Below are 24,540 nucleotides of genomic sequence, written 5' to 3' on the forward strand. Positions count from 1 at the left end.
CGCTATTCAACATCGTCGCTATCAACTTTTCCGTTATTCCATTCCGGTGGATTCTCAACTGATTTTGCGCAATCGCTTTTTGAAAAAGCGTGAAGGTCTTTTGGTGAAAGTGTGCTGTGGGCAAAATGAAGGTTGGGGCGAAATTGCGCCGTTGCCGGAATTTAGCCATGAAACCTTAGATCAAGCGCAAGCCCAAGCCATCGAATGGCTGGAAAAATGGGATCAATCCCGCAGTTGTAATGTAAAACTGGATTTAACGGCGGATTTGTATCCTTCCGTGGCATTTGGTTTAAGCTGTGCGTTATTTGAAATGAAAGGTCGCTTGGACGATGAAGGCAATTATCAAACGGCGCCTTTATGTTATGGCGATCCCGATGAACTTTATGAACCGCTGGATCAAATGCAGGGTGAAAAAGTGGCGAAAGTGAAAGTGGGCATGTATGAAGCCAATCGTGATGGCCTCATTGCCGATATGCTGTTAGAAGCCATTCCAGATTTGCAATTACGGCTAGATGCTAACCGTAGCTGGACACCGGCTAAAGCGCAAATGTTTGCGAAATATGTGAAACCTGAGCATCGTGCGCGCATTCAATTTATTGAAGAACCTTGCAAAACCCGTGAAGAAAGTCGCCAATTTGCGGCAGAAACCGGCATTAACATTGCCTGGGATGAAAGCGTACGCGAACCGGATTTTTGCGTGGAAAAAGAACCGCACTTGGCAGCGATTGTGATTAAACCGACCTTGGTGGGATCTATTGAGCGTTGTGCTGAGTTGATTGCACAGGCGCATGCATTAGGTATTAAAGCGGTTATCAGTTCCAGCATTGAAAGTAGCTTCGGTTTAACCCAACTGGCACGCATGGCGCAACAATATACGCCAAATGTCACGCCGGGATTAGACACACTGGATTTAATGGATTATCAAGTCGTCAGAACCTGGCCAGGGTCGGAGTTACCTGTCGTTGACTTCGATTCGGAATTCATTACCGAAGTCATTTTAGATTAAAAGTGCGGTCGTTTTTTCGATTATTTTTTATAGTGCGGTTTTTTACAGATTAGACCAGCCAAAAGCGAAAAATCATTATAATGCGCGCAATAAAAAGGAATGTGATATGTCATCAAAATACAACATTTTGCTGTTAAATGGCCCGAACTTGAATATGTTGGGTGTGCGTGAGCCAGGTCATTACGGACATTTATCCTTAGCGGAAATTGAACGGCATTTGCAACAACAAGCGGTAAAACAGCAAGTGGCACTGGATTGTTTTCAAGCCAATAGTGAAGAAAAATTGATTGAGAAAATTCACCAAAGCTTTCAAAAAGTGGATTTTATTATTATCAATCCCGCGGCCTATACCCACACCAGCGTGGCGTTGCGTGATGCGTTACTTGCCGTTGGCATTCCTTTCGTTGAAGTGCATTTATCCAATATTCATAAACGAGAACCGTTTCGTCATCATTCCTATTTTAGTGATGTGGCGGAAAGTGTGATTTGTGGCTGTGGTGCGCAGGGGTATGATTTTGCATTACAGTTTGCCGTAAATTATCTTTCAAAAAAGTGAAGATCGGCGAGATTTAGCAAAAAATCGCAGAATTTTATCGCCAAAATAATGATTTTGAGGTAATCTCTCGGGCGAAAATTTATCTTAATCCATACCGTGCTTTTTTCAAAAGTGCGGTGAAAATCTAGCATATTTTAGGAAAAAACTATGGACATTCGTAAAATTAAAAAACTGATTGAATTAGTGGAAGAATCCGGTATTACGGAACTCGAAGTTTCAGAAGAAGAGGGTTCTGTACGTATTAGTCGTGCCACTGTTGCCGCGCCGGCAAATGTTCAGTATTCCATTCCAGCAGCTGCACCGGTTCCGGTTGCGGCTCCTGTTGCACCAGCTGCCGCGCCGGCAGCCCCTGCTGCTGCACCTGAAGAAGTTTCTGGTCATAAGATCCGCTCTCCGATGGTAGGAACGTTCTATCGTAGTCCAAGCCCTGAAGCGAAAGCGTTTGTTGAAGTGGGGCAAACCGTAAAAGTAGGTGATGCACTTTGCATCGTTGAAGCGATGAAAATGATGAACCGTATTGAAGCGGATAAAGCAGGTGTAGTAAAAGCTATTTTGGTAAATGATGGTGAGCCTGTCGAATTTGATGAGCCGTTGATTATTATCGAATAATTAACATAGCAGACCATAATTTAAACAAGAATGGATTTATTATGTTAGAAAAAGTTGTTATCGCCAATCGTGGTGAAATTGCACTGCGAATTTTGCGCGCCTGCAAAGAATTGGGCATTAAAACTGTTGCGGTTCATTCCACCGCCGACCGTGAGTTAAAACACGTTCTGCTTGCAGATGAAACCGTGTGTATCGGTCCTGCTCAATCTGCAAAAAGTTATTTAAATATTCCGGCAATTATTGCCGCAGCTGAAGTGACCGGCGCTGATGCTATTCACCCGGGCTATGGTTTTCTTTCCGAAAATGCGGATTTCGCCGAACAGGTAGAAAGCTCCGGTTTCACGTTTATCGGACCAACTGCCGATGTGATTCGTTTGATGGGCGACAAAGTGTCCGCGATTAACGCCATGAAAAAAGCCGGTGTGCCTTGCGTTCCGGGTTCTGATGGCCCATTAACCTCTGACATCGCGAAAAACAAAGAAATCGCGAAACGTATTGGCTATCCGATCATTATCAAAGCCTCCGGTGGCGGCGGTGGTCGTGGTATGCGTGTAGTCCGTAGCGAAGAGGCGTTAGAAGAATCTATTGCCATGACGAAAGCAGAAGCGAAAGCGGCTTTCAACAACGACATGGTTTACATGGAAAAATATTTGGAAAACCCACGCCATGTGGAAATCCAAGTATTAGCAGACACCCACGGCAATGCGGTTTACTTGGCAGAGCGTGACTGTTCTATGCAACGTCGTCACCAAAAAGTGGTGGAAGAAGCGCCTGCACCGGGCATTACCGAAGAAGTACGTCGTGATATCGGTTCTCGTTGTGCGAAGGCTTGTGTGGAAATTGGCTATCGTGGTGCGGGTACGTTTGAATTCTTATATGAAAACGGTGAGTTCTATTTCATTGAAATGAATACCCGTATTCAAGTGGAACATCCGGTGACGGAAATGATTACCGGTGTGGACTTGGTGAAAGAGCAATTGCGTATTGCGGCGGGCTTGCCGATTTCTTTCAAACAAGAAGACATCAAAGTGAAAGGCCATGCGATGGAATGTCGTATCAACGCAGAAGATCCAAAAACCTTCTTGCCTTCACCGGGTAAAGTGGCACATTTACATTCCCCGGGTGGTCTAGGCGTGCGTTGGGATTCTCATGTTTACGCAGGTTACACGGTTCCTCCGCATTATGATTCCATGATTGCGAAATTAATTACTTACGGCGATACCCGTGAAGTGGCGATCCGTCGTATGCAAAATGCCTTATCAGAAACCATCATTGATGGGATTAAAACGAATATTCCGTTGCATGATCTGATTTTAGCAGACGAAAACTTCCAAAAAGGTGGCACAAATATCCACTATTTGGAGAAAAAATTAGGTATGCACGAATAAAACGTGGCATTAATAGAAAAAGTGGATTTTATCCACTTTTTTATTTAGGAATGATATATGGACTTACAACAACGTTATAAACAAGCGACCAAAGAAGCCCGTTGGGCATTGGGCTTAACTTTGCTTTATGTAATTGGTTGGTGCTTATGTGCTTACTTACCCAAAGGTACACAAGGGCCAATTGGTTTTCCTCTGTGGTTTGAATTAGCCTGTATTTACCTGCCGATTCTGTTTATTGTGGTCGCGTATTGGCTGATTAAAATTGTGTTTCAGGATATTCCACTGGATGTGGAACAGGAAAAACAACATTCGACAACGGAGCGTCATCAATGAACCTAGGGATTATTTTTCCGCTCATCATTTATTTAGCCTTTGTTTTCGGGGCGGCGATTTATGCTTATGTTAAACGCCAAAAAGGTGGTGATTTTCTTTCCGAATATTATGTGGGTAACCGTTCTATGACGGGCTTTGTGCTTGCCATGACAACTGCTTCTACCTACGCCAGTGCCAGTTCCTTTATTGGCGGTCCCGGTGCGGCGTATAAATACGGCTTAGGCTGGGTCTTGCTTGCCATGATCCAAGTGCCTGCGGTGTGGTTAGCACTTGGTGCGTTGGGGAAAAAATTTGCTTTGCTTTCCCGTGAGACCAATGCGTTGACCATCAACGATTTATTACTTTATCGCTATAAAAACAAATATTTGGTATGGATTGCCTGTGTTGCGTTGTTGATCGCGTTCTTTGCGGCGATGACCGTGCAATTTATCGGTGGTGCCCGTTTATTGGAAACGACTATCGGCATTCCTTATACTCAAGCCTTACTGATTTTCGCTTTAACCGTGGGGATTTATACCTTCATCGGTGGTTTCCGTGCTGTGGTGTTAACGGACACGATCCAAGGTACCGTGATGATTCTCGGCACGATTGTGTTATTGGTCGGCGTGATTTATCAGGTGGGTGGTGTCGAAAGTGCGGTCAAAAAATTAACTGAAATTGATCCAAGCCTCGTCAGCCCGTACGGTCCGAATGAGATGTTGGATTTCCAATTTATGGCGTCTTTCTGGATTTTGGTTTGCTTCGGTGTAGTTGGTTTGCCGCACACAGCCGTGCGTTGCATGGCGTTTAAAGACAGCAAAGCCCTGCACAATGGTATGCTAATCGGCACGATCGTGTTGACGATTATCATGTTCGGTATGCACTTGGCGGGCGCATTGGGGCGCGCCATCGTGCCGGATTTAACGGTGTCGGATAAAGTGATTCCAAGCCTGATGTTGCAAGTGTTGCCACCGATTGTGGCTGGGATTTTCCTTGCAGCACCAATGTCAGCGATTATGTCCACGGTGGATGCGCAGCTTATTCAGTCGTCTTCTATTTTTGTGAAAGACTTGTATTTGGCGGCAAAACCGCAGGCAGTGCAAAATCAAAAACGGATTGGTCGAATCTCCTCAATCATTACGTTAATTTTGACCGCACTTTTAATTTTTGCGTCTCTGAATCCGCCGGATATGATCATTTGGCTGAACCTGTTTGCCTTTGGTGGACTTGAAGCTGCATTTTTGTGGGTCATCGTTCTCGGACTTTACTGGGATAAAGCCAATGCTTATGGTGCGGTTAGCTCCATGTTGGTCGGCTTGGTTTCGTTTATTTTATTTACCCAATTTGGCATTAAACTCTTTGGCTTCAACCCGATTGTGCCTTCTCTCGTCTTTGGCTTAGCGGCATTTTTGATTGGGAATAAAATCGGCGAGAAGCGCCATTCATCATAAAATATATAGGAATAAACATGGCTTGGATTCAAATTCGCCTAAACAGTACTAACGAAAAGGCAGAGCAAATCAGTGATTTTTTAGAAGAAATCGGCTCAGTGTCCGTTACTTTTATGGACAGCCAAGATACGCCGATTTTTGAACCGTTACCGGGAGAAACCCGCTTGTGGGGCAACACCGATGTGATTGCTTTGTTTGATGCAGAAACCGATATGAATGTGGTGGTGGATGCACTTAAACAGGCGAAGCATTTGGATGAACATACCGCTTATAAAATCGAACAAATCGAAGACAAAGACTGGGAGCGCGAGTGGATGGATAATTTCCATCCAATGCAATTTGGTCAGCGTTTGTGGATTTGCCCAAGCTGGCGTGATGTGCCGGATCCGAATGCCGTGAACGTGATGCTTGATCCGGGCTTGGCGTTTGGTACAGGGACACACCCGACCACAGCGCTTTGTTTGGAATGGCTCGATAGTTTAGATTTAAAAGATAAAACGGTGATCGACTTTGGTTGTGGCTCCGGCATTTTGGCCATTGCGGCATTGAAGCTGGGCGCAAAAAGTGCGGTCGGTATTGATATTGATCCTCAAGCGATTTTAGCCAGCCGCAACAATGCGGAACAAAACGGCGTGGCGGATCGCTTGCAACTGTTTTTATCCGATGAAAAACCGTCGGACTTGAAAGCCGATGTGGTGGTAGCGAATATTTTGGCGGGGCCGTTAAAAGAGCTTTACCCGGTGATTAGTCAGTTGGTGAAACCATACGGGGATTTGGGCTTGTCGGGTATTCTGGCGACACAAGCGCAATCCGTGTGTGATGCCTATGCAGAGCGCTTTGTGTTGGCGCCGGTGGCAGAACGCGAAGAATGGTGTCGAATTACCGGTAAGCTAAAGGCATAACGCACAATAAGCCTCAAAGTATAATAGAAAAGTGCGGTGGAGAAATATCACGTTTTTTCACCGCACTTTTTGTTTTACGGCGCTCAATGAACGAGACAATTTCCCCATCAAAGTCAATTCTTTTATAGCAAATTTCTGCAGAAATTTGGCAAATTGAATTGGATCTAAAAAAATTATAATTTGTATAAAAATTACCCTTTGCAAACGCATTAAAAGTGCGTATGATAGCGCACCTTGTCGGTTGGCAGCCGAGTTTGGTCAAGTTGTTGGAAAGTCGCGGAGTCATAATGCGCATTGGTCATTATCAATTAAAAAATCGCATTTTATTGGCACCCATGGCGGGAATTACCGATCAACCTTTCCGTAAAATCTGCGCCCATTACGGGGCGGGTTTAACCTTTTCAGAAATGATGTCAACCAATCCGCAAGTGTGGCATACCGAAAAATCGAAATTGCGCTTAGCGCACCACCAAGATGCCGGTATCAATGCCGTACAAATTGCGGGTTCCGATCCCGACGAAATGGCGCAAGCCGCTCAAGTGAACGTGGAATACGGCGCTCAAATTATTGATATTAATATGGGCTGTCCAGCGAAAAAGGTGAATCGTAAAATGGCGGGCTCCGCCCTTTTGCAATATCCCGACTTAGTTCAACAGATTCTTGAGGCCGTCGTGAAATCTGTCAATGTTCCGGTAACGTTGAAGATTCGCACCGGTTGGGATACGGAAAATCGAAATTGTGTCGAAATTGCTAAAATCGCAGAGCAAAGTGGCATTCAAGCGTTAACCGTGCATGGTCGCACGCGCGCCTGTAAATTTGAGGGCGTCGCGGAATATGACTCGATTAAAGCGGTAAAACAAGCTGTTTCCATTCCGGTGATTGCCAATGGCGATATGATTTCCCCACAACAAGCCAAATTTGTGCTCGATTATACGGGGGCAGATGGCGTAATGATCGGCCGAGGGGCATTAGGCCGACCTTGGGTGTTTCAAACCATGGTGGGGTTGGTGGAACACAATTCGATCGTGAACGAACCAAGCTTAGAAGAAAAGTGCGGTGTAATTTTGCAACATATCCGTGAGCTACATCAGTTTTACGGTGATGAAAAAGGTTACCGAATCGCACGTAAGCATATCGCTTGGTATTTACAGGATATTCAACCTCATTCTGTTTTCAAACAAGATTTTAATGCGATCACTTCCGCTTCGGCGCAGTTAGACGCATTAGAACAATTTTTTCGTTTAATTTGATTTAATTAATGGATAGAACAATGTTAGAACAACGTAATCCGGCGGAAGCATTAACTGTTTCTGTGCTAAATTCTCAATCTCAAGTAACCAACAAGCCATTACGCGACTCTGTAAAACAGGCTTTAAAAAATTACTTATCCCAATTAGACGGTCAAGATGTCAACGATCTTTATGAGTTGGTATTGGCAGAAGTTGAACATCCGATGTTGGATATGGTTATGCAATATACCCGTGGTAATCAAACCCGTGCAGCGACAATGCTAGGCATTAACCGTGGTACATTGCGTAAAAAATTAAAAAAATACGGTATGGGTTAGTTTTTAGCTCATTTTTCATTCTCGCCCTTGTCCTTATGACAAGGGCTTTTTTATTGTTTTTTCCCGTTTGTTTTTCTTGCGCAAACGTTTTCGTTTCTCCCGATTTCCTTTATAATAGCCCGCAATTTTTGTTTCAATTCAACCTCAAAGGTAATCCTCATGTTCCAAACTTTCCGTGGCTCTCCTGCCCTTTCCGAATTCCGTATCAATGGCTTAATGCAAAAATTCCAACAGCAACAATTACCGGTGAAATCCGTGTATGCGGAATATGTGCATTTTGTGGCATTAAATGACGCACTTTCTGCTGAACAGGAAGCCAAACTGAAAGCCTTGTTGCATTACGGTCCAACCTTGGCAGAACATGAAGCCAAAGGGGAAAGTTTTATTGTGATTCCGCGTGTCGGCACGATTTCCTCTTGGTCCTCCAAAGCTACCGATATCGCCCACAACTGCGGCTTAAACGAAGTGGAACGTATTGAGCGTGGTTTGGCGTATTACTTTGAATTGACACAGCCGTTAGATGAAAAAACAACGGAAAAACTGACCGCACTTTTACATGACCGCATGATGGAAACCGTCGTACGCAAGGCAGACGAGGCGGAAGTGTTGTTCCGTCAACAAGAACCAAAACCGTTCAAAACCGTGGATATTTTAAACGGTGGACGCAGTGCCTTAGAAAGTGCCAACGTGGAACTTGGATTGGCGTTGGCGGAAGATGAAATTGATTATTTGATGGAAAATTTCACCGCACTTGGACGCAATCCGCACGACATCGAACTGTACATGTTCGCGCAAGCCAACTCGGAACACTGTCGCCACAAAATTTTTAACGCCGACTGGATTATCGACGGCAAAAAACAGGACAAATCCCTGTTCAAAATGATCAAAAATACCTTTGAGAAAACCCCTGATTTTGTGCTTTCCGCGTATAAAGACAACGCGGCAGTGATGGAAGGTTCCAAAGCGGGACGTTTCTTCCCAGATGAAGACGGCATTTACCGTTATCACAATGAAGACACCCACATTTTGATGAAAGTGGAAACCCACAACCACCCGACCGCCATTTCTCCGTTCCCGGGGGCGGCAACCGGCTCCGGTGGGGAAATCCGTGACGAAGGCGCGACCGGTCGTGGTGCAAAACCGAAAGCGGGTTTGGTGGGCTTCTCTGTATCCAACTTATGCATACCAAACTTTGAACAACCTTGGGAAGCGCCGCTTTCCAAACCGAACCGTATTGCTTCCGCTTTAGACATTATGCTGGAAGGTCCGTTAGGTGGTGCAGCGTTTAACAACGAATTCGGTCGTCCTGCATTGCTTGGCTATTTCCGTACTTACGAACAAAAAGTGAATAGCTTCAATGGCGAAGAAGTGCGCGGCTACCACAAACCGATCATGTTGGCAGGCGGTATCGGCAACATTCGTGCCGAACACGTGCAAAAAGGCGACATTCCGGTGGGCGCAAAATTGGTTGTGCTTGGCGGTCCGGCAATGAACATCGGCTTAGGCGGTGGTGCCGCCTCTTCTATGGCATCCGGTAAATCCAAAGAAAACTTGGATTTCGCCTCCGTACAACGGGATAACCCTGAAATGGAACGTCGCTGCCAAGAAGTGATCGACCGTTGCTGGCAGCTAGGCGACGACAACCCGATTGCCTTTATTCACGACGTGGGCGCGGGCGGTTTATCTAACGCCATGCCGGAATTGGTGCATGACGGCGGTCGTGGCGGTAAATTTGAACTTCGTAAAATCTTAAGCGATGAGCGCGAAATGAGCCCGTTGGAAATTTGGTGTAACGAATCGCAAGAGCGTTATGTGCTTGCCATTCATCCGGAAAAACTACCGCACTTTGAGGAACTCTGCCGTCGTGAACGCGCGCCTTATGCGGTGATCGGCGAAGCTACGGAAGAAGAACATTTAACCTTACACGACGAGCATTTCAACAACGATCCGATTGATTTACCGATGGGCGTGTTGCTCGGCAAAACCCCGAAAATGACCCGCGATGTGCAAACCGCTAGCGTTAACGGCGAACCGCTTGAACAAAGCCAAATTCAATTAAAAGAGGCGTTACATCGCGTACTTCGTTTACCGGCAGTGGCGGAAAAAACCTTCTTAATTACCATCGGTGACCGCACGGTGACCGGCATGGTGGCACGTGATCAAATGGTCGGCCCGTGGCAAGTACCGGTGGCAGACTGCGCGGTGACCACGGCGACATTAGACAGCTACTACGGCGAAGCCATGTCTATGGGTGAACGTACGCCGGTAGCATTGCTAGATTTCGCTGCGTCTGCCCGTTTAGCTGTGGCAGAATCCTTAACCAACATTGCCGCCACGAATATCGGCGACATTAAACGCATTAAATTATCTGCCAACTGGATGTCTGCCGCAGGCCATAAAGGCGAAGACGCGGGCTTATACGCTGCGGTGAAAGCCGTGGGCGAAGAGCTTTGCCCACAATTAGGCTTAACCATCCCGGTAGGCAAAGACTCCATGTCCATGAAAACCACTTGGCAGGAAAACGGCGAGCAAAAAAGCGTGACCTCACCGCTTTCTTTGATCATCAGCGCCTTTGCTCGCGTGGAAGACGTGCGCAAAACCGTCACCCCACAATTACGCACCGATAAAGGACAATCCCGCTTGTTGTTGGTGGATTTGGGCGAAGGCAACAACCGCTTAGGCGCTACGGCGTTAGCACAGGTGTATGCGCAACTTGGCGACAAACCGGCGGATGTGGTCAACGCTGATACGCTGAAAAATTTCTTTAACGCCATGCAGGAATTGGTGGCGCAAGAAAAATTATTGGCATATCACGACCGCTCCGATGGCGGATTAATTGTCACCTTGGCAGAAATGGCATTTGCCGGACATTGTGGCGTGGCAGTGGATATCAGCGCCTTGGGTGACAACGATTTAGCCGTGTTATTTAACGAAGAATTGGGTGCAGTGATTCAAGTGCGCGACAGCGATTTGAGTCTCGTGCGCGATGTCTTTGCCAAACACAATGTGTTGCATTTGGTGAAAGAATTGGGTGCCGTGACTGAAGACGACGAAATTGAAATCACCCGTGGCAACAAAGTGTTACTCAATGAAAAACGCTCAGAATTACGCGGTATTTGGGCGGAATTGACTCATCAAATGCAACGCTTACGCGACAACCCGGAATGTGCCGACCAAGAATTTTCGGCGAAGAAAAATCTGCAGGACAAAGGCTTCTCCGCCCATTTAACTTACGACCCAAGCGAAGACATTGCTGCGCCTTATATTGCCACCGGAAAACGCCCGAAAGTGGCGGTGTTGCGTGAGCAAGGCGTCAACAGTCATGTTGAAATGGCGGCGGCATTTGACCGTGCCGGCTTTGAGGCCATTGATGTACACATGAGCGACTTGCATAATCGCCGTTATGACTTGCAACACTTCAATGCATTGGTGGCGTGCGGCGGCTTCTCTTACGGCGACGTGCTTGGCGCCGGTGGCGGTTGGGCGAAATCCATTTTATTTAACCCGCACTTACGGGATCAATTCAGCCAATTCTTTGAACGTGAAGACACGCTCGCACTTGGTATTTGCAACGGCTGTCAAATGCTTTCCACCTTGGCAGAAATTATTCCGGGCACGGAAAACTGGCCGCGTTTCGTGCGTAACAAATCCGAACGTTTTGAAGCCCGTGCCGCCTTGGTTCGCATTAACGAAAGCAACTCTCTGTGGTTCCAAGGCATGGCAGGCTCCCACATGCCAATTGCCGTTTCCCACGGCGAGGGCAGAGTGGAATTCAAAACACCCGGAGATCTGACCGCACTTCAAGGGCAAAACTTAATTGTGGCGCAATACATCGACAACAACCTCAACCCGACAGAAGTGTACCCGGCAAACCCGAACGGCTCCGCCCTTGGCATCACCGCCCTTTCCAACACGGATGGACGCGTCGCCATCATGATGCCACACCCGGAACGTGTCTTCCGCACCGTGAGCAACTCATGGCATCCGGAAGAGTGGGGAGAAGATGGAGCTTGGATGCGGGTGTTTAGGAATGCGAGGGTTGTGTTTAAATAATATAGTGTAATTATGAAATAGCGTTCCATAAGGAACGCTATTCTTTTATTAAAGGAATGAAATATGAAGAAACGTATTACTGCTAGAATGTATAAAGTCACTGAATGTCAGGAACCTAATAAATTTCATGAATTAAAGATTAATAACAGTAATATTCTTTTTTTAAGGTCTGTTTTGTTATCTAATAATTCTTTTTACGAGGATGAAAATGGCAATTGGTTATTAAAGTTTTTTTTAGGGGAACAATATGAGCAAGTTATATTTATTGATTTTTCTCAAAAAGAATTGAGTTATAAGAATCTTCAGGTTTTATCTCTTTCTAAATTGATCATAGATGATTCTGCTTTTGATGATCTTCTTGCTGAAGAGATTTCTCTTGAAATTAGAAAATCAAAAGCAATAAGGAAGCATCATTTTATAGAGTATCCATCTCATTATGAGCATATTGATGGTAGAGGAATGGGATTCTATTCTAGAATTCCTGACCAAGAATATAATTTCAGTCGTAGGCTAATTCTATTAGCTTTGGCTTATGCTTATTTAGGAGCTATTGAAAATATAAGCAATAGGCTTTCAGAATGTATTTGTTGCCAGAGTGATGATATTGAAAAGTTAAGACAGCTTTATATTGAAGCTACAAAGTTTAAAGCAGTGTTTTTATTTCATCAGCCAGTTTTGATGAAAAATATTAGTCTTATTGAAACATGGAAATATTTAGATAAAGTATTTGACATAAATTCTGCTTCAGATGAATTATTAGAGCAATTATCTAGTGTGCATTATATTTTAAATCTAGATGATGATAAAAAAAGAAAAAATATTGAGGATTTGAAAATTAAAAGGCAGGAGAAATGGAATATGTTATTTACAATGTTAGGTATTTTTATTGGATTAATAGAATTATTCAAATGATAAGCCTCATTGTTAATAAAGAACGATAAAAAAGTACTCTGTTTTTTAAACAAAAAAGGATAAGCCTTTCGACTTATCCTTTTTCATTTTTAAATTCAAGATTATTTCAATCCGGCTGCTGCACGTAACTCTGCGGCACGATCGATTTTTTCCCAAGGGAATTTTTCGCGACCGAAGTGGCCGTAAGCGGCGGTTTGGCGGTAAATTGGTTGGATTAAATCTAACATTTTAATTAAGCCGTACGGACGCAAATCAAAGAATTCACGTACGAGGCTGACCAACAATTCATTAGCAACTTTGCCTGTGCCGAAGGTTTCGATCATGATGGATGTCGGTTCGGCAACACCGATAGCGTAGGAAAGTTGGATTTCACAGCGATCGGCAAGGCCTGCGGCAACGATGTTTTTCGCTACATAACGGGCGGCGTAGGCGGCAGAACGGTCAACTTTTGATGGGTCTTTACCGGAGAATGCACCGCCACCGTGACGGGCTGCGCCGCCGTAAGTATCCACGATAATTTTACGGCCGGTTAAACCACAGTCACCCATTGGGCCACCGATAACGAAGCGGCCGGTTGGGTTGATGAAATATTTGGTGTCTTTGGATAACCAGTGCGCCGGCAATACCGGTTTGATGATTTCTTCCATCACGCCTTCATGCAAATCTTTTTGGCTGATGGTTTCAGCATGTTGAGTAGAAAGCACAACGGCATCAATGCCGACAATCTTGTGATCTTCATATTTAAACGTTAATTGGCTTTTTGCATCCGGACGCAACCAGTCTAATTTACCGCTTTTACGCACTTGCGCTTGGCGTTCCATTAAACGGTGGGCGTAAGTGATGGCGGCCGGCATGAATACATCGGTTTCATTGGTGGCGTAACCAAACATAATGCCTTGGTCGCCTGCGCCTTGATCTAACGGATTTTCACGATCCACGCCCTGATTGATGTCGGCAGATTGTTTGCCAATCGCGTTTAACACGGCACAGGAATGGCCGTCAAAGCCCATTTCGGAGCTGGTGTAACCGATGTCGCAAATGACTTCTCGGGCTAAATTTTCAATATCAACCCAAGCAGAGGTGGTGATTTCTCCGCCCACTAATGCCATCCCGGTTTTCACATAGGTTTCGCAGGCAACGCGAGCTTTCGGGTCTTGTTTAAGAATTTCGTCTAATACCGCATCAGAAATTTGATCGGCGATTTTATCCGGATGTCCTTCGGAAACGGATTCGGATGTAAATAAATATTGGCTCATTGTTTCTCCGGCATAATTTTATACAGAATAAATGTAAGGGTATTTGGAAGTATTTCCATCTGGACGGCTATAATACGCTTTTAGGCTAAAAATGCAACTTGTCAGAGGGATTTTGTCCATTTGCTATTAATAATGGCATCGGTAAAAAAGAAAAAACCCTCAACAAACGCTGAGGGTTTTCGATTAACACAACTAAAAAGATTAGCGACGTAAACCTAAACGAGCGATTAAGCTGCTGTAAAGTTCAAGATTAGTACGTTTTAAGTAATCTAAAAGTTTACGACGACGGGAAACCATGCGTAATAAACCGCGACGACCGTGGTGGTCTTTTTTGTGTTCAGCAAAGTGTGCTTGTAAGTGGTTGATTTGTGCGGTTAATAAAGCGATTTGAACTTCGGAAGAACCGGTGTCTTTACCATCGCGACCAAATTCAGCAACGATTTTTGCTTTTTGTTCAGTACTTAGAGACATAATAACTCCTAATATGAAGTGGTTAATGATACATCGTTCGCCGATCTCTAATTCAGCGACGACAAAGGAGTGTAGATTTTAGCCATTGCGCGGCGAAAAAGCAACGAATTTATCCTGTAATAACGCATTTAATTGCTCGGCAAATGCTGTTGGATTTTCTTGATGCGCATTATGCCCTGCTTGAGGAATAAGCGTCAGGTTCAGCTGATTTTCTAAGGCCATTTGCTTAAATTTATGATCTCGTTCGCCGCAGAAATACTCGATCGGATAAGGACTGTTTTTGACGTAAGGGCGTAAATCCGGTTGTTTAGCAAGGGAGGTCGCCAACAGCATTTGGGCGATATTATCGCCGCAGTTGGCTTGGCGTTTTTCAATCAATCCCTTGCGTTGGTCTTCCGTTAAATGGGCGAAGACAGGTTGTTGATACCAATCATTCAGTACGGAAGTCGCGGTTTCATGGTGAAAACGTTGCGCCCAAAACACGTCATTTTCCCACCGCACTTTTTTGTCTGCGTCATTCGTTAATCCAAGGTTGCCACCTTCAATAATCAGCCCTTGTAGGTTGTATTTGTCCTGTTGACTGCAAAGGGCGTAATAAAGCGCGATTCTGCCACCGAGGGAGTAGCCCACTAAAAAATAAGGGTGATTTCCTACCGCACTTTGGATGTGTTGTGCCACATAAGCGCAGGTATCATCAAAATCCTGTACTGGGTGATTTTTCGCGCTGCCGTGGAAAGGCAAATCCAAGGCAACGCAATGAAAGTGCGGTAGATTTTCCGTGAGTTTTTGCCAGTCGGCTTGGGTGCCGAGTAAGCCGTGTAAAAAAACGAGGTAAGGTTTCATAGCATTAAAAAAGCAAACTGGCGTGCGCGAGTTTGCTTTTGATCTTTCCGTTTATTCGCCAACAACCGCATAGCTGATTTGGTCGATGAGGCGTTTGTAAATGGTGCTGCCGTCATTCGGCGCGACTTTAATTTCGATGATAGTGGCTTCGCGACGTGAGTAGGCTTGTTTTAGCACGGAGCTTAAATCCGCCCAGGTATAAGGACGCGCATATTTTAAATCGAACATAGACGCCACTTGGGAAAACTCGGTGTGGTGCGGCATGCGATAGAACTTGTCTTTCACTTCAGCATCCACCGGCAACATATCAAAAATCGCGCCACCGTTGTTATTGATAATAAACAAAATAGTCGGTTGGGTAAGTTTTTTGAACAATGCCAGCGAGTTTAAATCATAGAGTGCGGAGGTATCACCCACTAAGGCGACGACCGGTTGGTTAGAACCGATACCAATGCCGGCAACGGTGGCAAGTAAACCGTCAATACCACTCGCCCCACGATTGGTATGGATCGGGTAGCCTTCCGGCAATTTGGTAAGCGCATCCACTAAACGCACAAATAAACTGTTGCCGAGGAAAAGGGTGCCATTGTTCGGCAGTAAACGTTCAATGTGGTGGGCCAAGGAAGCTTCATTTAAATTGCCGCCCACTTGCTGCTCAATAAAGGTGGCGCAGAATTTGGATAACGCCAACGCTTCTAATAACCATGGTTTTTGTCTTAACGGCGGGTGGGCGCGTAACCAATGATGAATTTTGGCGACAAAACGGGTGTGGGAATGATGGTAAGGATCCACCGCTTGTGGGTTTTCATCCACAATCCAATATTCGTTTTTAAATTCGGCTAAAAACTGGTTAATGCGTTTACTGATAAAACGGTTGCCAAGTTGAATGACAATATCTGCCTGCAACATTTTTTGTTTCACCGTTTGATTCGCAAGCCAAATATCCGCATAAGGCAAACTGGCTTCCACACCGGATTGAATATCGGTCAGTAACACCCAGCCCATGGTATTTGCCCAAGAAGCAATACCCATGGCTTGTTCTGCCGGCATTCTGCCCGCCACAATAATCCCGCGTTTGGTGCGCCACTGATCCCAGTGTTCGTGAATCAATACTTCTTGATGTTGCGCAGGGTAGGTTGTCCAACTTTTGTTTTGGCTTAACCAACGTTGAACGGGCGCTAACCAAGGATGGACGTCAATTTCTTCTGCATTGGCATCATATAAAGGCTCGGCGAAAGGCACATTAATGTGAATTACACCGGCTTCTTCCGCTTGTTTATGGCAGGCGTGCTCAATTTTTGAAATCAACCAGCTTGCAGCATAATCTTGGCTTGGGCGCGGAAGATTCAAATTGGCAAGGGGATAATCGGCAAACATATTTTCTTGTAAAATCGCCTGATTCGCACCGCACTCTAACAATTCCGGAGGGCGATCCGCAGTGAGTACAATCAGATTGACGTGACTTTGACGGGCTTCAATGATTGCCGGGTATAAATTGGCGGCAGCCGTGCCGGAAGTGACAATAACGGCAACGGGTTTTTTGGTGGATTTTGCGATGCCAAGGGCAAAAAAACCTAAACCGCGTTCATCAAAATGCGTATGGCAAAGGGCACGATTGGCATTTTGTAAACGTACGGCTTCCAATGTCAGTGGGGTCGAACGCGAACCGGGCGCGATACAAAAGTGGGTTACGCCTTGACGCACAAGGGTTTCCAAGATCACTTTTGACCAACAACGATTAAAGACGCTTACTGACATTTTTGCTCTCCGTTTTCAGATTTCGTTATTTTTAATAATGAGATTAATCCCGCGGCTTTGCGCTCGATTTCTTGCCATTCTAGCAAGGGAACTGAGCCTTCAACAATACCGGCGCCGGCAAACACATGAATTTTGTCTGCTTCAACAAAGGCAGAACGAATCGCTACACAAAACTCCGCTTGTTGTTGATTAAAAAAGCCTAATGTGCCCGCATACCAACTGCGATCGTAATGTTCAATTTGTTGTAACAATGCTTTCGCTTTTTGTTGCGGCAAACCGGCAACGGCAGCCGTCGGATGAATGGCTTGCAAACAGTTTAAGTCGGTACAGTTATCGGTTAAAAGTGCGGTGATTTCTCGGCGTAAATGTTGTACTTGACGAAGCTGTTTGATGCCGAGGTTGCCTACTTCAATGTGTTTCGTAAAGGGCGCTAAATTGGCGCAAATCCCATCCGCCACTAATTGGTTTTCATGAATGTTTTTCTTGTCGCTAAGTAACCAATCAGCTTGTTTACGATTGGCTTCATGATCCTCGCTCATGGGCGCGGTGCCTGCGAGGGCCTCTGTTTTTAAATGACGCTCATGACGCGCATACAACCGTTCCGGCGAAGAGCCAAGGAAACTTGTTTTGTCATCTTGCGTGAAAAGAAAGTGGTAGCAGCCTTTATTGTAAATTTCACTTTGCGCTAAAAAATCCTTGGCATTGAGTGGCTGATTGAGGGCAAAGGTGCTTTTATTAGCTAACACCAATTTGGTCACTGTTTTTTCATGAATTTGCGCCAGAGCCTTTTCTACCCAATTTGCCCATTGTGTTGGATTTGCTTGTTGTTCAATCAAATCCGCTTGGCTTTGAAGCGGTAAAAGTGCGGTCGTTTTTTCAAATGTTTTTAAAACCTGTAATGCTTTGTCTTTATTGTGAATAAGATTATCTTGGTCAATAAAAACCGTGACATTAATTTGATTATCGCGCTGTTCTAACACTAACTGTGGCAGAAAAAAGGTGGTTTGCCCGTAAAATTGAATGCCGCCGAAAAGAGGCAAATTGTGTTGATTCACGAAATCTTGCGCCGCATCTAATTGTTGAAATCTACGAACGGCGCCAATCGTGGCAAAACATTGTGTTGTTTGCTGTAATTGAAAATAGAATTGCGGATAGTGCGGTTGTGCTTTTAGCCAACCTAATAAATCAACATCGCATTCGGCTTGTGCTGAACAAACCGCAATGTGATGAGGTTGATTTAATTGTAATGCATTAATTTGATTGATTAATTGCGTTTTAAGTGATTGCAAACTATCCATTTTGAAAAAGCATTGTCTTTAACGGGAAAATAAGTTAAAAATGAACCGCAATTCTACCGCACTTTACGGGAATTTTTCACAAAATATTTCATTTCTTAATTACTCAAGGTCAAAACTATGGAACGCTTTCCCAAATCAGATAAATTAGAGCACGTTTGTTACGATATTCGCGGACCCGTGCACAAAGAGGCACTACGCCTTGAAGAAGAAGGGCATAAAATTTTAAAACTGAATATCGGTAACCCCGCGCCTTTTGGTTTTGAAGCGCCTGATGAAATTCTCGTTGATGTCTTACGCAATCTGCCTTCAGCACAAGGTTATTGTGATTCCAAAGGGCTTTATTCCGCCCGCAAAGCCATTGTGCAATATTATCAATCGAAAGATATTCGTAGTGTCACTGTGAATGATGTTTACATCGGAAACGGCGTGTCAGAGTTGATTACGATGGCGATGCAAGCACTGTTGAATGACGGTGATGAAGTGTTAATTCCTATGCCGGATTACCCATTATGGACTGCTGCGGCGACATTGGCGGGCGGTAAAGCGGTACATTATTTATGTGATGAACAGGCGGATTGGTTCCCGGATGTGGAAGACATTAAAAGCAAAGTCACCTCACGCACGAAAGCCATTGTGGTAATCAACCCGAACAACCCGACCGGTGCGGTTTACAGCAAAGAATTGTTGTTAGACATCGTTGAAGTGGCACGTCAGAATAATTTAATTATTTTTGCCGACGAGATTTACGACAAAATTTTATACGATGGTGCGGTACACCACCATATCGCGGCATTAGCGCCTGATTTATTAACGGTCACGTTTAACGGTTTATCTAAAGCCTATCGTGTTGCCGGTTTCCGCCAAGGTTGGATGATTTTAAATGGACCAAAAAAACACGCCAAAGGGTACATCGAAGGTTTGGATATGTTGGCGTCCATGCGTTTGTGTGCCAACGTGCCAATGCAACATGCGATTCAGACCGCACTTGGTGGCTATCAAAGCATTAATGAATTCATTTTGCCGGGCGGACGCTTGTTAGAACAACGCAATAAAGCCTATGAATTGCTCAACCAAATTCCGGGAATTAGTTGTACGAAGCCAATGGGAGCGTTGTATATGTTCCCGAAAATCGACATCAAAAAATTTAATATGTATGACGATGAAAAAATGGTGTTTGATTTATTGGCACAGGAAAAAGTCTTGTTGGTGCATGGCCGCGGTTTTAACTGGCATTCACCGGATCACTTCCGCATTGTAACATTGCCGTATGTTCATCAAATTGAAGAAGCCTTAGGCAAATTTGCTCGATTCTTATCCCATTATCATCAATAATGTTTTCCCGAACAAAAAGCCCCGAATATCCATTCGGGGCTTTTTGTTTAGCATAAAGTGCGGTCATTTTTTTGAATGATTTTTAGCTTCGCATTATTCACTAAAATTTTCCGGTAAAAATGCCTGCATATTGGACCACATGACACCACTTTCTTTTCCGTATTGCAAAACACAAGGGACTACTTCATCAATAGCCTCGCGTTGGCAAATATCTTGAAGTTTGATGTAAAAGCGTTTGGCAAGTGCACGAGCTTCTGGATTTTGGAAATAAAATAAGCCGATGCGGGAATATAAGCTTTTGAAACTATTTAAAATTAAACCATAAACGGGATTGTCTGAAGCAAATGCCAAATTGCGGAATACATCGTAGTCAAACTTTGTGTAATCTTCAGCCGTATCTTCTAAGTTATTGAGCGGTTGCAAAATACTGAGTGATTGTTCCTTTGCGCGTTTAAAGGCTTTGGGAATGTAAATCATTGAAATGTCAGTACGCGCTGAGCGCATGTTGGCAATAAGCGAAGGCAATCTTGTGCCATCGAGCTGAATCATGGTCTCTAGAATATTAAGACCGGAGGTTTCCCAAATATCATTGACTTTTGTTGGTTTACCATGTTGGATGCTGAGCCAACCATCACGCGCTAAGCGTTGTAAGACTTCACGTAACGTTGTTCTGGTAACACCAATTTTATCGGCAAGTTCACGTTCGGCAGGTAAATCAGAACCTGGGGGAAAATAATTATTCCAAATGCTTTTTACAATATATTCTTCAGCTAAAGCGGCAGGACTTTGCGCCTTCAGAAGAGTCGAGTCATTATGCATAATTGTTTAGTATAAATAGAGGGTAAATTCGCCGTTATTATCGTAGAAACGCCTATACATTACAATTAGATAATTATTTTTTAAATTCATTGACAATATTTGCGATTTTTGACAGAGTTGAACGCGGAATTGCCTCCAATAGCGTAGGTTAAAATATTGTTAATTAAAAGAATTAAGGTCAATTTGTATGGACAATTATCAACAGGCGTTTCTAAAAAACTTTTTGGGCTCGAGTCCGGACTGGTACAAAATAACGATTGTCGCCTTTCTTGTTATTAACCCTATCTTATTTTCAATTTCCCCTTTCTGGGCAGGTTGGTTATTAGTCATTGAATTCATTTTCACCTTGGCGATGGCACTAAAATGCTATCCGTTACAACCCGGCGGGTTACTTGCTATTGAAGCGATTTTTATTGGCATGACAACACCAGAGCACATTAAAGCAGAAGTGTTGGCTAACTTTGAAGTGATTTTGCTGTTGATGTTTATGGTGGCGGGTATTTACTTCATGAAGCAGTTATTGTTGTTTGTGTTCACTAAACTGCTTCTTAATATCCATTCTAAATTAGTGCTTTCCTTGGCGTTTTGCTTCAGTGCAGCTTTTTTATCGGCATTTTTGGATGCGTTAACTGTGGTTGCAGTAATCATCAGCGTTGCAATGGGATTTTATGGCGTGTACCACAAAGTCGCTTCTGGTGGCACGTTCTATGATTCTACCGATATTACGAATGACGAGAAAATCGGTACTCACCATGAAACCTTAGAAGAATTCCGCGCCTTTTTACGTAGCTTAATGATGCATGCCGGGGTTGGTACTGCATTGGGTGGTGTTATGACGATGGTTGGTGAACCGCAGAACTTGATTATCGCGGATCAAGCCGGTTGGAATTTTGTTGAGTTCTTCCTTCGCATGGCACCGGTGACTGTTCCAGTCTTTGTTTTTGGCTTGCTAACTTGTGTTGCGTTAGAGAAATTTCATTTGTTCGGATACGGTGCAAAATTACCGCAAAAGGTATGGGAAGTATTGGCCGATTTTGATCGCGCCAATATGAAAAAAATGAGTAAACAAGAACGTCTGAAACTCATCGTACAAGCAATAGTCGGTATTTGGTTGATTATCGGTTTAGCATTTCATTTAGCTTCCGTAGGGTTGATCGGGTTAAGCATTATTATTTTATGTACTTCATTTTGTGGTATTACAAGTGAACATGCTTTGGGTAAGGCTTTCCAAGAATCTTTACCGTTTACCGCACTTTTAGTAGTGTTCTTTACGATTGTTGCAGTGATTATTGACCAAAAACTTTTTGCACCGATTGTGCATTATGTTTTGTCTGCAGAAGAAAGCACTCAACTCACGTTATTCTACGCTTTCAACGGTATCCTTTCTGCTATTTCCGATAACGTATTTGTGGCAACAGTTTATATTAACGAAGCAAAAAATGCGTTGGCAGCGAATATTATTCCACCGCATCAGTTTGAATTATTAGCTGTGGCGATTAATACGGGGACTAACTTGCCTTCCGTCGCAACACCAAACGGACAAGCAGCTTTCTTATTCTTATTGACATCATCGCTTGCGCCACTTATTAACCTCTCTTACGGTAGAATGGTTTACATGGCGTTACCTTACACCATTGTGTTATCGTTGGTAGGTTTATTGGCTGTGGAATATATTTTACCGCCAATGACAATTTTGTTGGCGAATTTAGGCCTAATCATGCCAATTTAACATTTTTTAGGGAGAAAGAGCGCTATGCTAAAATTTTTCAAAACACTTTCCGTACAACGTAGCGGTTGGTTGTTATTGATAATCTCAGCATTGGTGTTGGAAGGGATTGCACTTTACTTCCAATATGGCATGGAATTGCAGCCTTGTGTGATGTGCGTTTATGAACGAGTCGCATTGTTTGGATTAGCCTTTGCTGGACTTTTCGGTTTAATCGCACCACGTTTTTTAATAGTCCGTTTATTGGCGCTATTAATTGGTTTTGTCAGCGTGGTTAAAGGACTGTTGCTTTCTCTCAAACATGTAGACTACCAACTTCATCCTGCACCTTGGAATCAATGTTCTTATTTGCCGGAATTTCCACAAACGCTACCGTTGGATAAATGGTTTCCAGTGCTATTTCAACCTACTGGCTCTTGTGAGAATGTGGCTTGGTCATTCCTTGGCTTTTCAATGGCGCAATGGATTGTAGTCATGTTTGCCATTTATTTGCTTGTGTTGTTACTTGTTTTAATTAGCCAATTTAAGCGTCTTGATACGAGAGGGAGAAGACGTTTATTCAAGTAACGTTTTCTATTGAATAGATGTAAAAAAATGGTGTTGTATAAAACAACACCATTTTTTATTTTATATATCTTGCACCACGAATTGTAACGCATGGCGGGCAAATAATTTCGCTTTACGTTGTTTTAAATGCTTTAAACGCAAAGTACGTGCTTGTTGTTGATGAATGAATTTTTTCTTAGTTGGTTTGAGAAATCTTTTCTTGTGCATGGATATTTTCCTCTGTTTGCCGATTTTCATGTTGTTTATTTTCATTCAAATAAGAATGGTCTTTCTCTGCATTTTTGCTCTCATTATCAGATTCTTGCGTTAATTTCTCGCTTTGATTTTGCTGAACACGATAATAATTCACAATGCTATTCATGTAACGACGAATATTTTCGATGTATTGAAACGCTTCATAGCCTCGTGCATAGCCGTATTTAAGGTTTGAATAGTAACGTTTTTCGGCTAATAAAGGTAAATTCTTTTTGACATCAAGCCAGTTATCCGGGTTACCACCTAAATTTTTGGTGAGACGGCGGGCATCCAGTAAATGGCCTAGCCCCATGTTATACGCTGCCAGGGCAAACCAAATTCTTTCTTCATCATTGATACTGGTAGGCATCTGTTCAAGCAACCAATGTAAATATTCTGAACCGGCTTTGATACTTTGCTCGGGATCGGTTCGATCCTGAATTTTCATATGTTCCGCGGTATCTTTCGTCAGCATCATGATGCCTCGAACACCTGTTGGTGAGGTGGCATCTGGGTTCCAATGGGATTCCTGATAGGCGATTGCTGCTAATAAGCGCCAGTCCAAATCACCTTTATGCTTAGTAAAGAGCGGTTCAAATTTTGGAAGAATTGTTTCTATCGCATTTAAATAAGATTTTGCGTCAACATAGTCAAAGTCGCGAAAATGGCTAAAATATTTTTCTTCAATATTGGCAATTAAGCCGGAATCTATAGCGCCATTCATGAAATCTAATAAAGCTGATTGCAATTCATTGGATGCGTTATTCGCTAGATACCAATGCACGCTCATTTCATCGGTTAAGTCAAAAGCCACCGCAATTTGTGGCTTAATATGTTGAGCCGCTGAAATATCCAAAGAATTGGCAATTGTATAGTCAATTTTGCCATCAGCAACTTGTAACAACAGTTCTTCTTGCGTTTGTTTTTTATCTACCACCCAGGTTAGATGGGGATTTTTTAGTTTGGCCTCTTTCAGAATATGTTCCAATTCTACATTATCTGGAATGACGAGTTGGCTATTAATTTGTGCTAGTGAACGTGGCCGATTTTCACCTTTTCGATAAGCAATTTGCCAAGAAGCAGAATAATATGACGGTCCCAATTGGAAATGTTCAACTTTATTGGGCTGATAAAAAAGATTGGCCGCCGCAATATCAATAGCATGATCATTTAAGGCGGTGAAAAGTTCTTCACTGTTGTTTAACGGTTTGATTTCTAGCTCAACGTTCAAATAATCCGCAAACGCTTTACTGAGTTCATATTCTAAACCGGATTGCCCTTCTGCATTGATAAAGTAAGAAATAGGATTGTTAATAGTACCTACAATTAATTTGCCACGACGTTGAATGGCGTGATAAGGATTTTCTTCCGAAGACATGATTTGTTGCCATGGAAATACCATATCTAACGCCCATAAGAGCAAGCATATGCCTGCAATAATGCGTAAAAATAAACCTTTCAAATGATCTCTTTCTCTAAA

At 43.7% G+C, this 24,540-nt stretch carries 22 protein-coding genes; 14 read left to right on the plus strand and 8 right to left on the minus strand.

The genetic code is table 11. The features are described from left to right. Window positions 1-4: 4 nt before the first annotated feature. The 11 genes from menC to DQN58_RS04310 all read left to right on the plus strand — a co-directional run bounded on the left by menC (window position 5) and on the right by DQN58_RS04310 (window position 12,756). Entirely contained in the window at window positions 5-1,006 is a 1,002-nt protein-coding gene (gene menC, locus DQN58_RS04260) for an o-succinylbenzoate synthase (protein ID WP_032998086.1), read from the plus strand. A 106-nt stretch (window positions 1,007-1,112) separates the two neighbouring features. After that, window positions 1,113-1,562, plus strand: a complete 450-nt coding sequence (aroQ, locus tag DQN58_RS04265) for a type II 3-dehydroquinate dehydratase (RefSeq protein WP_006717072.1) — start codon at window positions 1,113-1,115, stop codon at window positions 1,560-1,562. 147 nt (window positions 1,563-1,709) lie between these two features. Continuing rightward, complete coding sequence (gene accB / locus DQN58_RS04270; protein WP_006717076.1) at window positions 1,710-2,171, plus strand: acetyl-CoA carboxylase biotin carboxyl carrier protein; 462 nt, start codon at window positions 1,710-1,712, stop codon at window positions 2,169-2,171. Window positions 2,172-2,212: 41 nt separating this feature from the next. Further along, window positions 2,213-3,559, plus strand: a complete 1,347-nt coding sequence (gene accC / locus DQN58_RS04275) for an acetyl-CoA carboxylase biotin carboxylase subunit (protein ID WP_006717078.1) — start codon at window positions 2,213-2,215, stop codon at window positions 3,557-3,559. Window positions 3,560-3,616: 57 nt separating this feature from the next. Beyond that, the gene (locus DQN58_RS04280; protein ID WP_006717080.1) at window positions 3,617-3,892 is read left to right on the plus strand and encodes a YhdT family protein; all 276 of its coding nucleotides are present in this window, start codon (window positions 3,617-3,619) and stop codon (window positions 3,890-3,892) included. Continuing rightward, on the plus strand, window positions 3,889-5,322 hold the full coding sequence (panF, locus tag DQN58_RS04285; RefSeq protein ID WP_006717083.1) for a sodium/pantothenate symporter: 1,434 nt from the start codon (window positions 3,889-3,891) through the stop codon (window positions 5,320-5,322). The genes DQN58_RS04280 and panF overlap by 4 nt, the downstream gene beginning before the upstream one ends. Window positions 5,323-5,339: 17 nt before the next feature. Next, window positions 5,340-6,224 (plus strand): 50S ribosomal protein L11 methyltransferase, encoded by an 885-nt coding sequence (gene prmA / locus DQN58_RS04290; RefSeq protein WP_006717085.1) that lies wholly within the window; start codon window positions 5,340-5,342, stop codon window positions 6,222-6,224. 287 nt (window positions 6,225-6,511) lie between these two features. Beyond that, window positions 6,512-7,474 carry a tRNA dihydrouridine synthase DusB gene (gene dusB / locus DQN58_RS04295; RefSeq protein WP_206540976.1) on the plus strand — a complete coding sequence of 321 codons (963 nt, stop codon included), beginning with the start codon at window positions 6,512-6,514 and terminating at the stop codon, window positions 7,472-7,474. Window positions 7,475-7,494: 20 nt separating this feature from the next. Beyond that, window positions 7,495-7,791 carry a DNA-binding transcriptional regulator Fis gene (gene fis, locus DQN58_RS04300; protein ID WP_032997766.1) on the plus strand — a complete coding sequence of 99 codons (297 nt, stop codon included), beginning with the start codon at window positions 7,495-7,497 and terminating at the stop codon, window positions 7,789-7,791. 159 nt (window positions 7,792-7,950) lie between these two features. Beyond that, complete coding sequence (gene purL / locus DQN58_RS04305; protein WP_006717093.1) at window positions 7,951-11,844, plus strand: phosphoribosylformylglycinamidine synthase; 3,894 nt, start codon at window positions 7,951-7,953, stop codon at window positions 11,842-11,844. 63 nt (window positions 11,845-11,907) lie between these two features. After that, window positions 11,908-12,756 (plus strand): hypothetical protein, encoded by an 849-nt coding sequence (locus DQN58_RS04310; RefSeq protein WP_006717095.1) that lies wholly within the window; start codon window positions 11,908-11,910, stop codon window positions 12,754-12,756. 101 nt (window positions 12,757-12,857) lie between these two features. On the opposite strand, the gene metK is transcribed toward DQN58_RS04310, so the two are convergent. The 5 genes from metK to DQN58_RS04335 form a co-directional block, all read right to left on the minus strand. Then, entirely contained in the window at window positions 12,858-14,012 is a 1,155-nt protein-coding gene (gene metK, locus DQN58_RS04315; RefSeq protein ID WP_006717097.1) for a methionine adenosyltransferase, read from the minus strand. Window positions 14,013-14,213: 201 nt separating this feature from the next. Then, on the minus strand, window positions 14,214-14,483 hold the full coding sequence (rpsO, locus tag DQN58_RS04320) for a 30S ribosomal protein S15 (RefSeq protein WP_021615823.1): 270 nt from the start codon (window positions 14,481-14,483) through the stop codon (window positions 14,214-14,216). 78 nt (window positions 14,484-14,561) lie between these two features. Beyond that, window positions 14,562-15,326 (minus strand): 2-succinyl-6-hydroxy-2,4-cyclohexadiene-1-carboxylate synthase, encoded by a 765-nt coding sequence (gene menH, locus DQN58_RS04325; protein WP_006717099.1) that lies wholly within the window; start codon window positions 15,324-15,326, stop codon window positions 14,562-14,564. A 51-nt stretch (window positions 15,327-15,377) separates the two neighbouring features. Then, complete coding sequence (menD, locus tag DQN58_RS04330) at window positions 15,378-17,084, minus strand: 2-succinyl-5-enolpyruvyl-6-hydroxy-3-cyclohexene-1-carboxylic-acid synthase (protein WP_006717101.1); 1,707 nt, start codon at window positions 17,082-17,084, stop codon at window positions 15,378-15,380. Beyond that, on the minus strand, window positions 17,075-18,382 hold the full coding sequence (locus DQN58_RS04335) for an isochorismate synthase (protein WP_006717104.1): 1,308 nt from the start codon (window positions 18,380-18,382) through the stop codon (window positions 17,075-17,077). Before DQN58_RS04335 ends, menD begins: the two co-directional genes overlap by 10 nt. 117 nt (window positions 18,383-18,499) lie before the next feature. Here DQN58_RS04335 and DQN58_RS04340 point away from each other — a divergent pair, with 117 nt between their 5' ends. After that, window positions 18,500-19,714 (plus strand): pyridoxal phosphate-dependent aminotransferase, encoded by a 1,215-nt coding sequence (locus DQN58_RS04340; protein ID WP_006717107.1) that lies wholly within the window; start codon window positions 18,500-18,502, stop codon window positions 19,712-19,714. Between the two features lie 93 nt (window positions 19,715-19,807). Here the strand turns inward: DQN58_RS04340 and fadR are convergent, their stop codons facing one another. Then, complete coding sequence (fadR, locus tag DQN58_RS04345; protein ID WP_006717109.1) at window positions 19,808-20,533, minus strand: fatty acid metabolism transcriptional regulator FadR; 726 nt, start codon at window positions 20,531-20,533, stop codon at window positions 19,808-19,810. 187 nt (window positions 20,534-20,720) lie between these two features. Between fadR and nhaB the strand changes: the two genes are divergently transcribed. Together nhaB and dsbB are read left to right on the plus strand one after the other, a co-directional pair. Next, entirely contained in the window at window positions 20,721-22,262 is a 1,542-nt protein-coding gene (gene nhaB / locus DQN58_RS04350) for a Na(+)/H(+) antiporter NhaB (RefSeq protein ID WP_006717111.1), read from the plus strand. A gap of 24 nt (window positions 22,263-22,286) precedes the next feature. Next, on the plus strand, window positions 22,287-22,826 hold the full coding sequence (dsbB, locus tag DQN58_RS04355; RefSeq protein ID WP_006717113.1) for a disulfide bond formation protein DsbB: 540 nt from the start codon (window positions 22,287-22,289) through the stop codon (window positions 22,824-22,826). A 60-nt stretch (window positions 22,827-22,886) separates the two neighbouring features. Here the strand turns inward: dsbB and DQN58_RS09905 are convergent, their stop codons facing one another. Both DQN58_RS09905 and mltF read right to left on the minus strand, forming a co-directional pair. After that, the gene (locus tag DQN58_RS09905; RefSeq protein WP_006717115.1) at window positions 22,887-23,033 is read right to left on the minus strand and encodes a hypothetical protein; all 147 of its coding nucleotides are present in this window, start codon (window positions 23,031-23,033) and stop codon (window positions 22,887-22,889) included. Next, the gene (gene mltF, locus DQN58_RS04360; RefSeq protein WP_006717117.1) at window positions 23,002-24,522 is read right to left on the minus strand and encodes a membrane-bound lytic murein transglycosylase MltF; all 1,521 of its coding nucleotides are present in this window, start codon (window positions 24,520-24,522) and stop codon (window positions 23,002-23,004) included. The genes DQN58_RS09905 and mltF overlap by 32 nt, the downstream gene beginning before the upstream one ends. Window positions 24,523-24,540 lie beyond the last annotated feature (18 nt).

This window comes from Aggregatibacter segnis ATCC 33393 (assembly GCF_900476035.1).
GTDB classification, from domain to species: Bacteria; Pseudomonadota; Gammaproteobacteria; order Enterobacterales; family Pasteurellaceae; genus Aggregatibacter; species Aggregatibacter segnis.

What these genes read in the sequence shown, in the direction of transcription:
- DQN58_RS04280 (WP_006717080.1), top strand. Translation starts at nt 3,617, where the DNA reads ATGGACTTACAACAACGTTATAAACAAGCGACCAAAGAAGCCCGTTGG.
- menH (WP_006717099.1), bottom strand. Translation starts at nt 15,326, where the DNA reads ATGAAACCTTACCTCGTTTTTTTACACGGCTTACTCGGCACCCAAGCC.
- DQN58_RS04310 (WP_006717095.1), top strand. Translation starts at nt 11,908, where the DNA reads ATGAAGAAACGTATTACTGCTAGAATGTATAAAGTCACTGAATGTCAG.
- rpsO (WP_021615823.1), bottom strand. Translation starts at nt 14,483, where the DNA reads ATGTCTCTAAGTACTGAACAAAAAGCAAAAATCGTTGCTGAATTTGGT.
- prmA (WP_006717085.1), top strand. Translation starts at nt 5,340, where the DNA reads ATGGCTTGGATTCAAATTCGCCTAAACAGTACTAACGAAAAGGCAGAG.
- nhaB (WP_006717111.1), top strand. Translation starts at nt 20,721, where the DNA reads ATGGACAATTATCAACAGGCGTTTCTAAAAAACTTTTTGGGCTCGAGT.
- panF (WP_006717083.1), top strand. Translation starts at nt 3,889, where the DNA reads ATGAACCTAGGGATTATTTTTCCGCTCATCATTTATTTAGCCTTTGTT.
- DQN58_RS04340 (WP_006717107.1), top strand. Translation starts at nt 18,500, where the DNA reads ATGGAACGCTTTCCCAAATCAGATAAATTAGAGCACGTTTGTTACGAT.
- DQN58_RS04335 (WP_006717104.1), bottom strand. Translation starts at nt 18,382, where the DNA reads ATGGATAGTTTGCAATCACTTAAAACGCAATTAATCAATCAAATTAAT.
- dsbB (WP_006717113.1), top strand. Translation starts at nt 22,287, where the DNA reads ATGCTAAAATTTTTCAAAACACTTTCCGTACAACGTAGCGGTTGGTTG.
- aroQ (WP_006717072.1), top strand. Translation starts at nt 1,113, where the DNA reads ATGTCATCAAAATACAACATTTTGCTGTTAAATGGCCCGAACTTGAAT.
- DQN58_RS09905 (WP_006717115.1), bottom strand. Translation starts at nt 23,033, where the DNA reads ATGCACAAGAAAAGATTTCTCAAACCAACTAAGAAAAAATTCATTCAT.
- dusB (WP_206540976.1), top strand. Translation starts at nt 6,512, where the DNA reads ATGCGCATTGGTCATTATCAATTAAAAAATCGCATTTTATTGGCACCC.
- menD (WP_006717101.1), bottom strand. Translation starts at nt 17,084, where the DNA reads ATGTCAGTAAGCGTCTTTAATCGTTGTTGGTCAAAAGTGATCTTGGAA.
- fis (WP_032997766.1), top strand. Translation starts at nt 7,495, where the DNA reads ATGTTAGAACAACGTAATCCGGCGGAAGCATTAACTGTTTCTGTGCTA.
- metK (WP_006717097.1), bottom strand. Translation starts at nt 14,012, where the DNA reads ATGAGCCAATATTTATTTACATCCGAATCCGTTTCCGAAGGACATCCG.
- fadR (WP_006717109.1), bottom strand. Translation starts at nt 20,533, where the DNA reads ATGCATAATGACTCGACTCTTCTGAAGGCGCAAAGTCCTGCCGCTTTA.
- accC (WP_006717078.1), top strand. Translation starts at nt 2,213, where the DNA reads ATGTTAGAAAAAGTTGTTATCGCCAATCGTGGTGAAATTGCACTGCGA.
- purL (WP_006717093.1), top strand. Translation starts at nt 7,951, where the DNA reads ATGTTCCAAACTTTCCGTGGCTCTCCTGCCCTTTCCGAATTCCGTATC.
- accB (WP_006717076.1), top strand. Translation starts at nt 1,710, where the DNA reads ATGGACATTCGTAAAATTAAAAAACTGATTGAATTAGTGGAAGAATCC.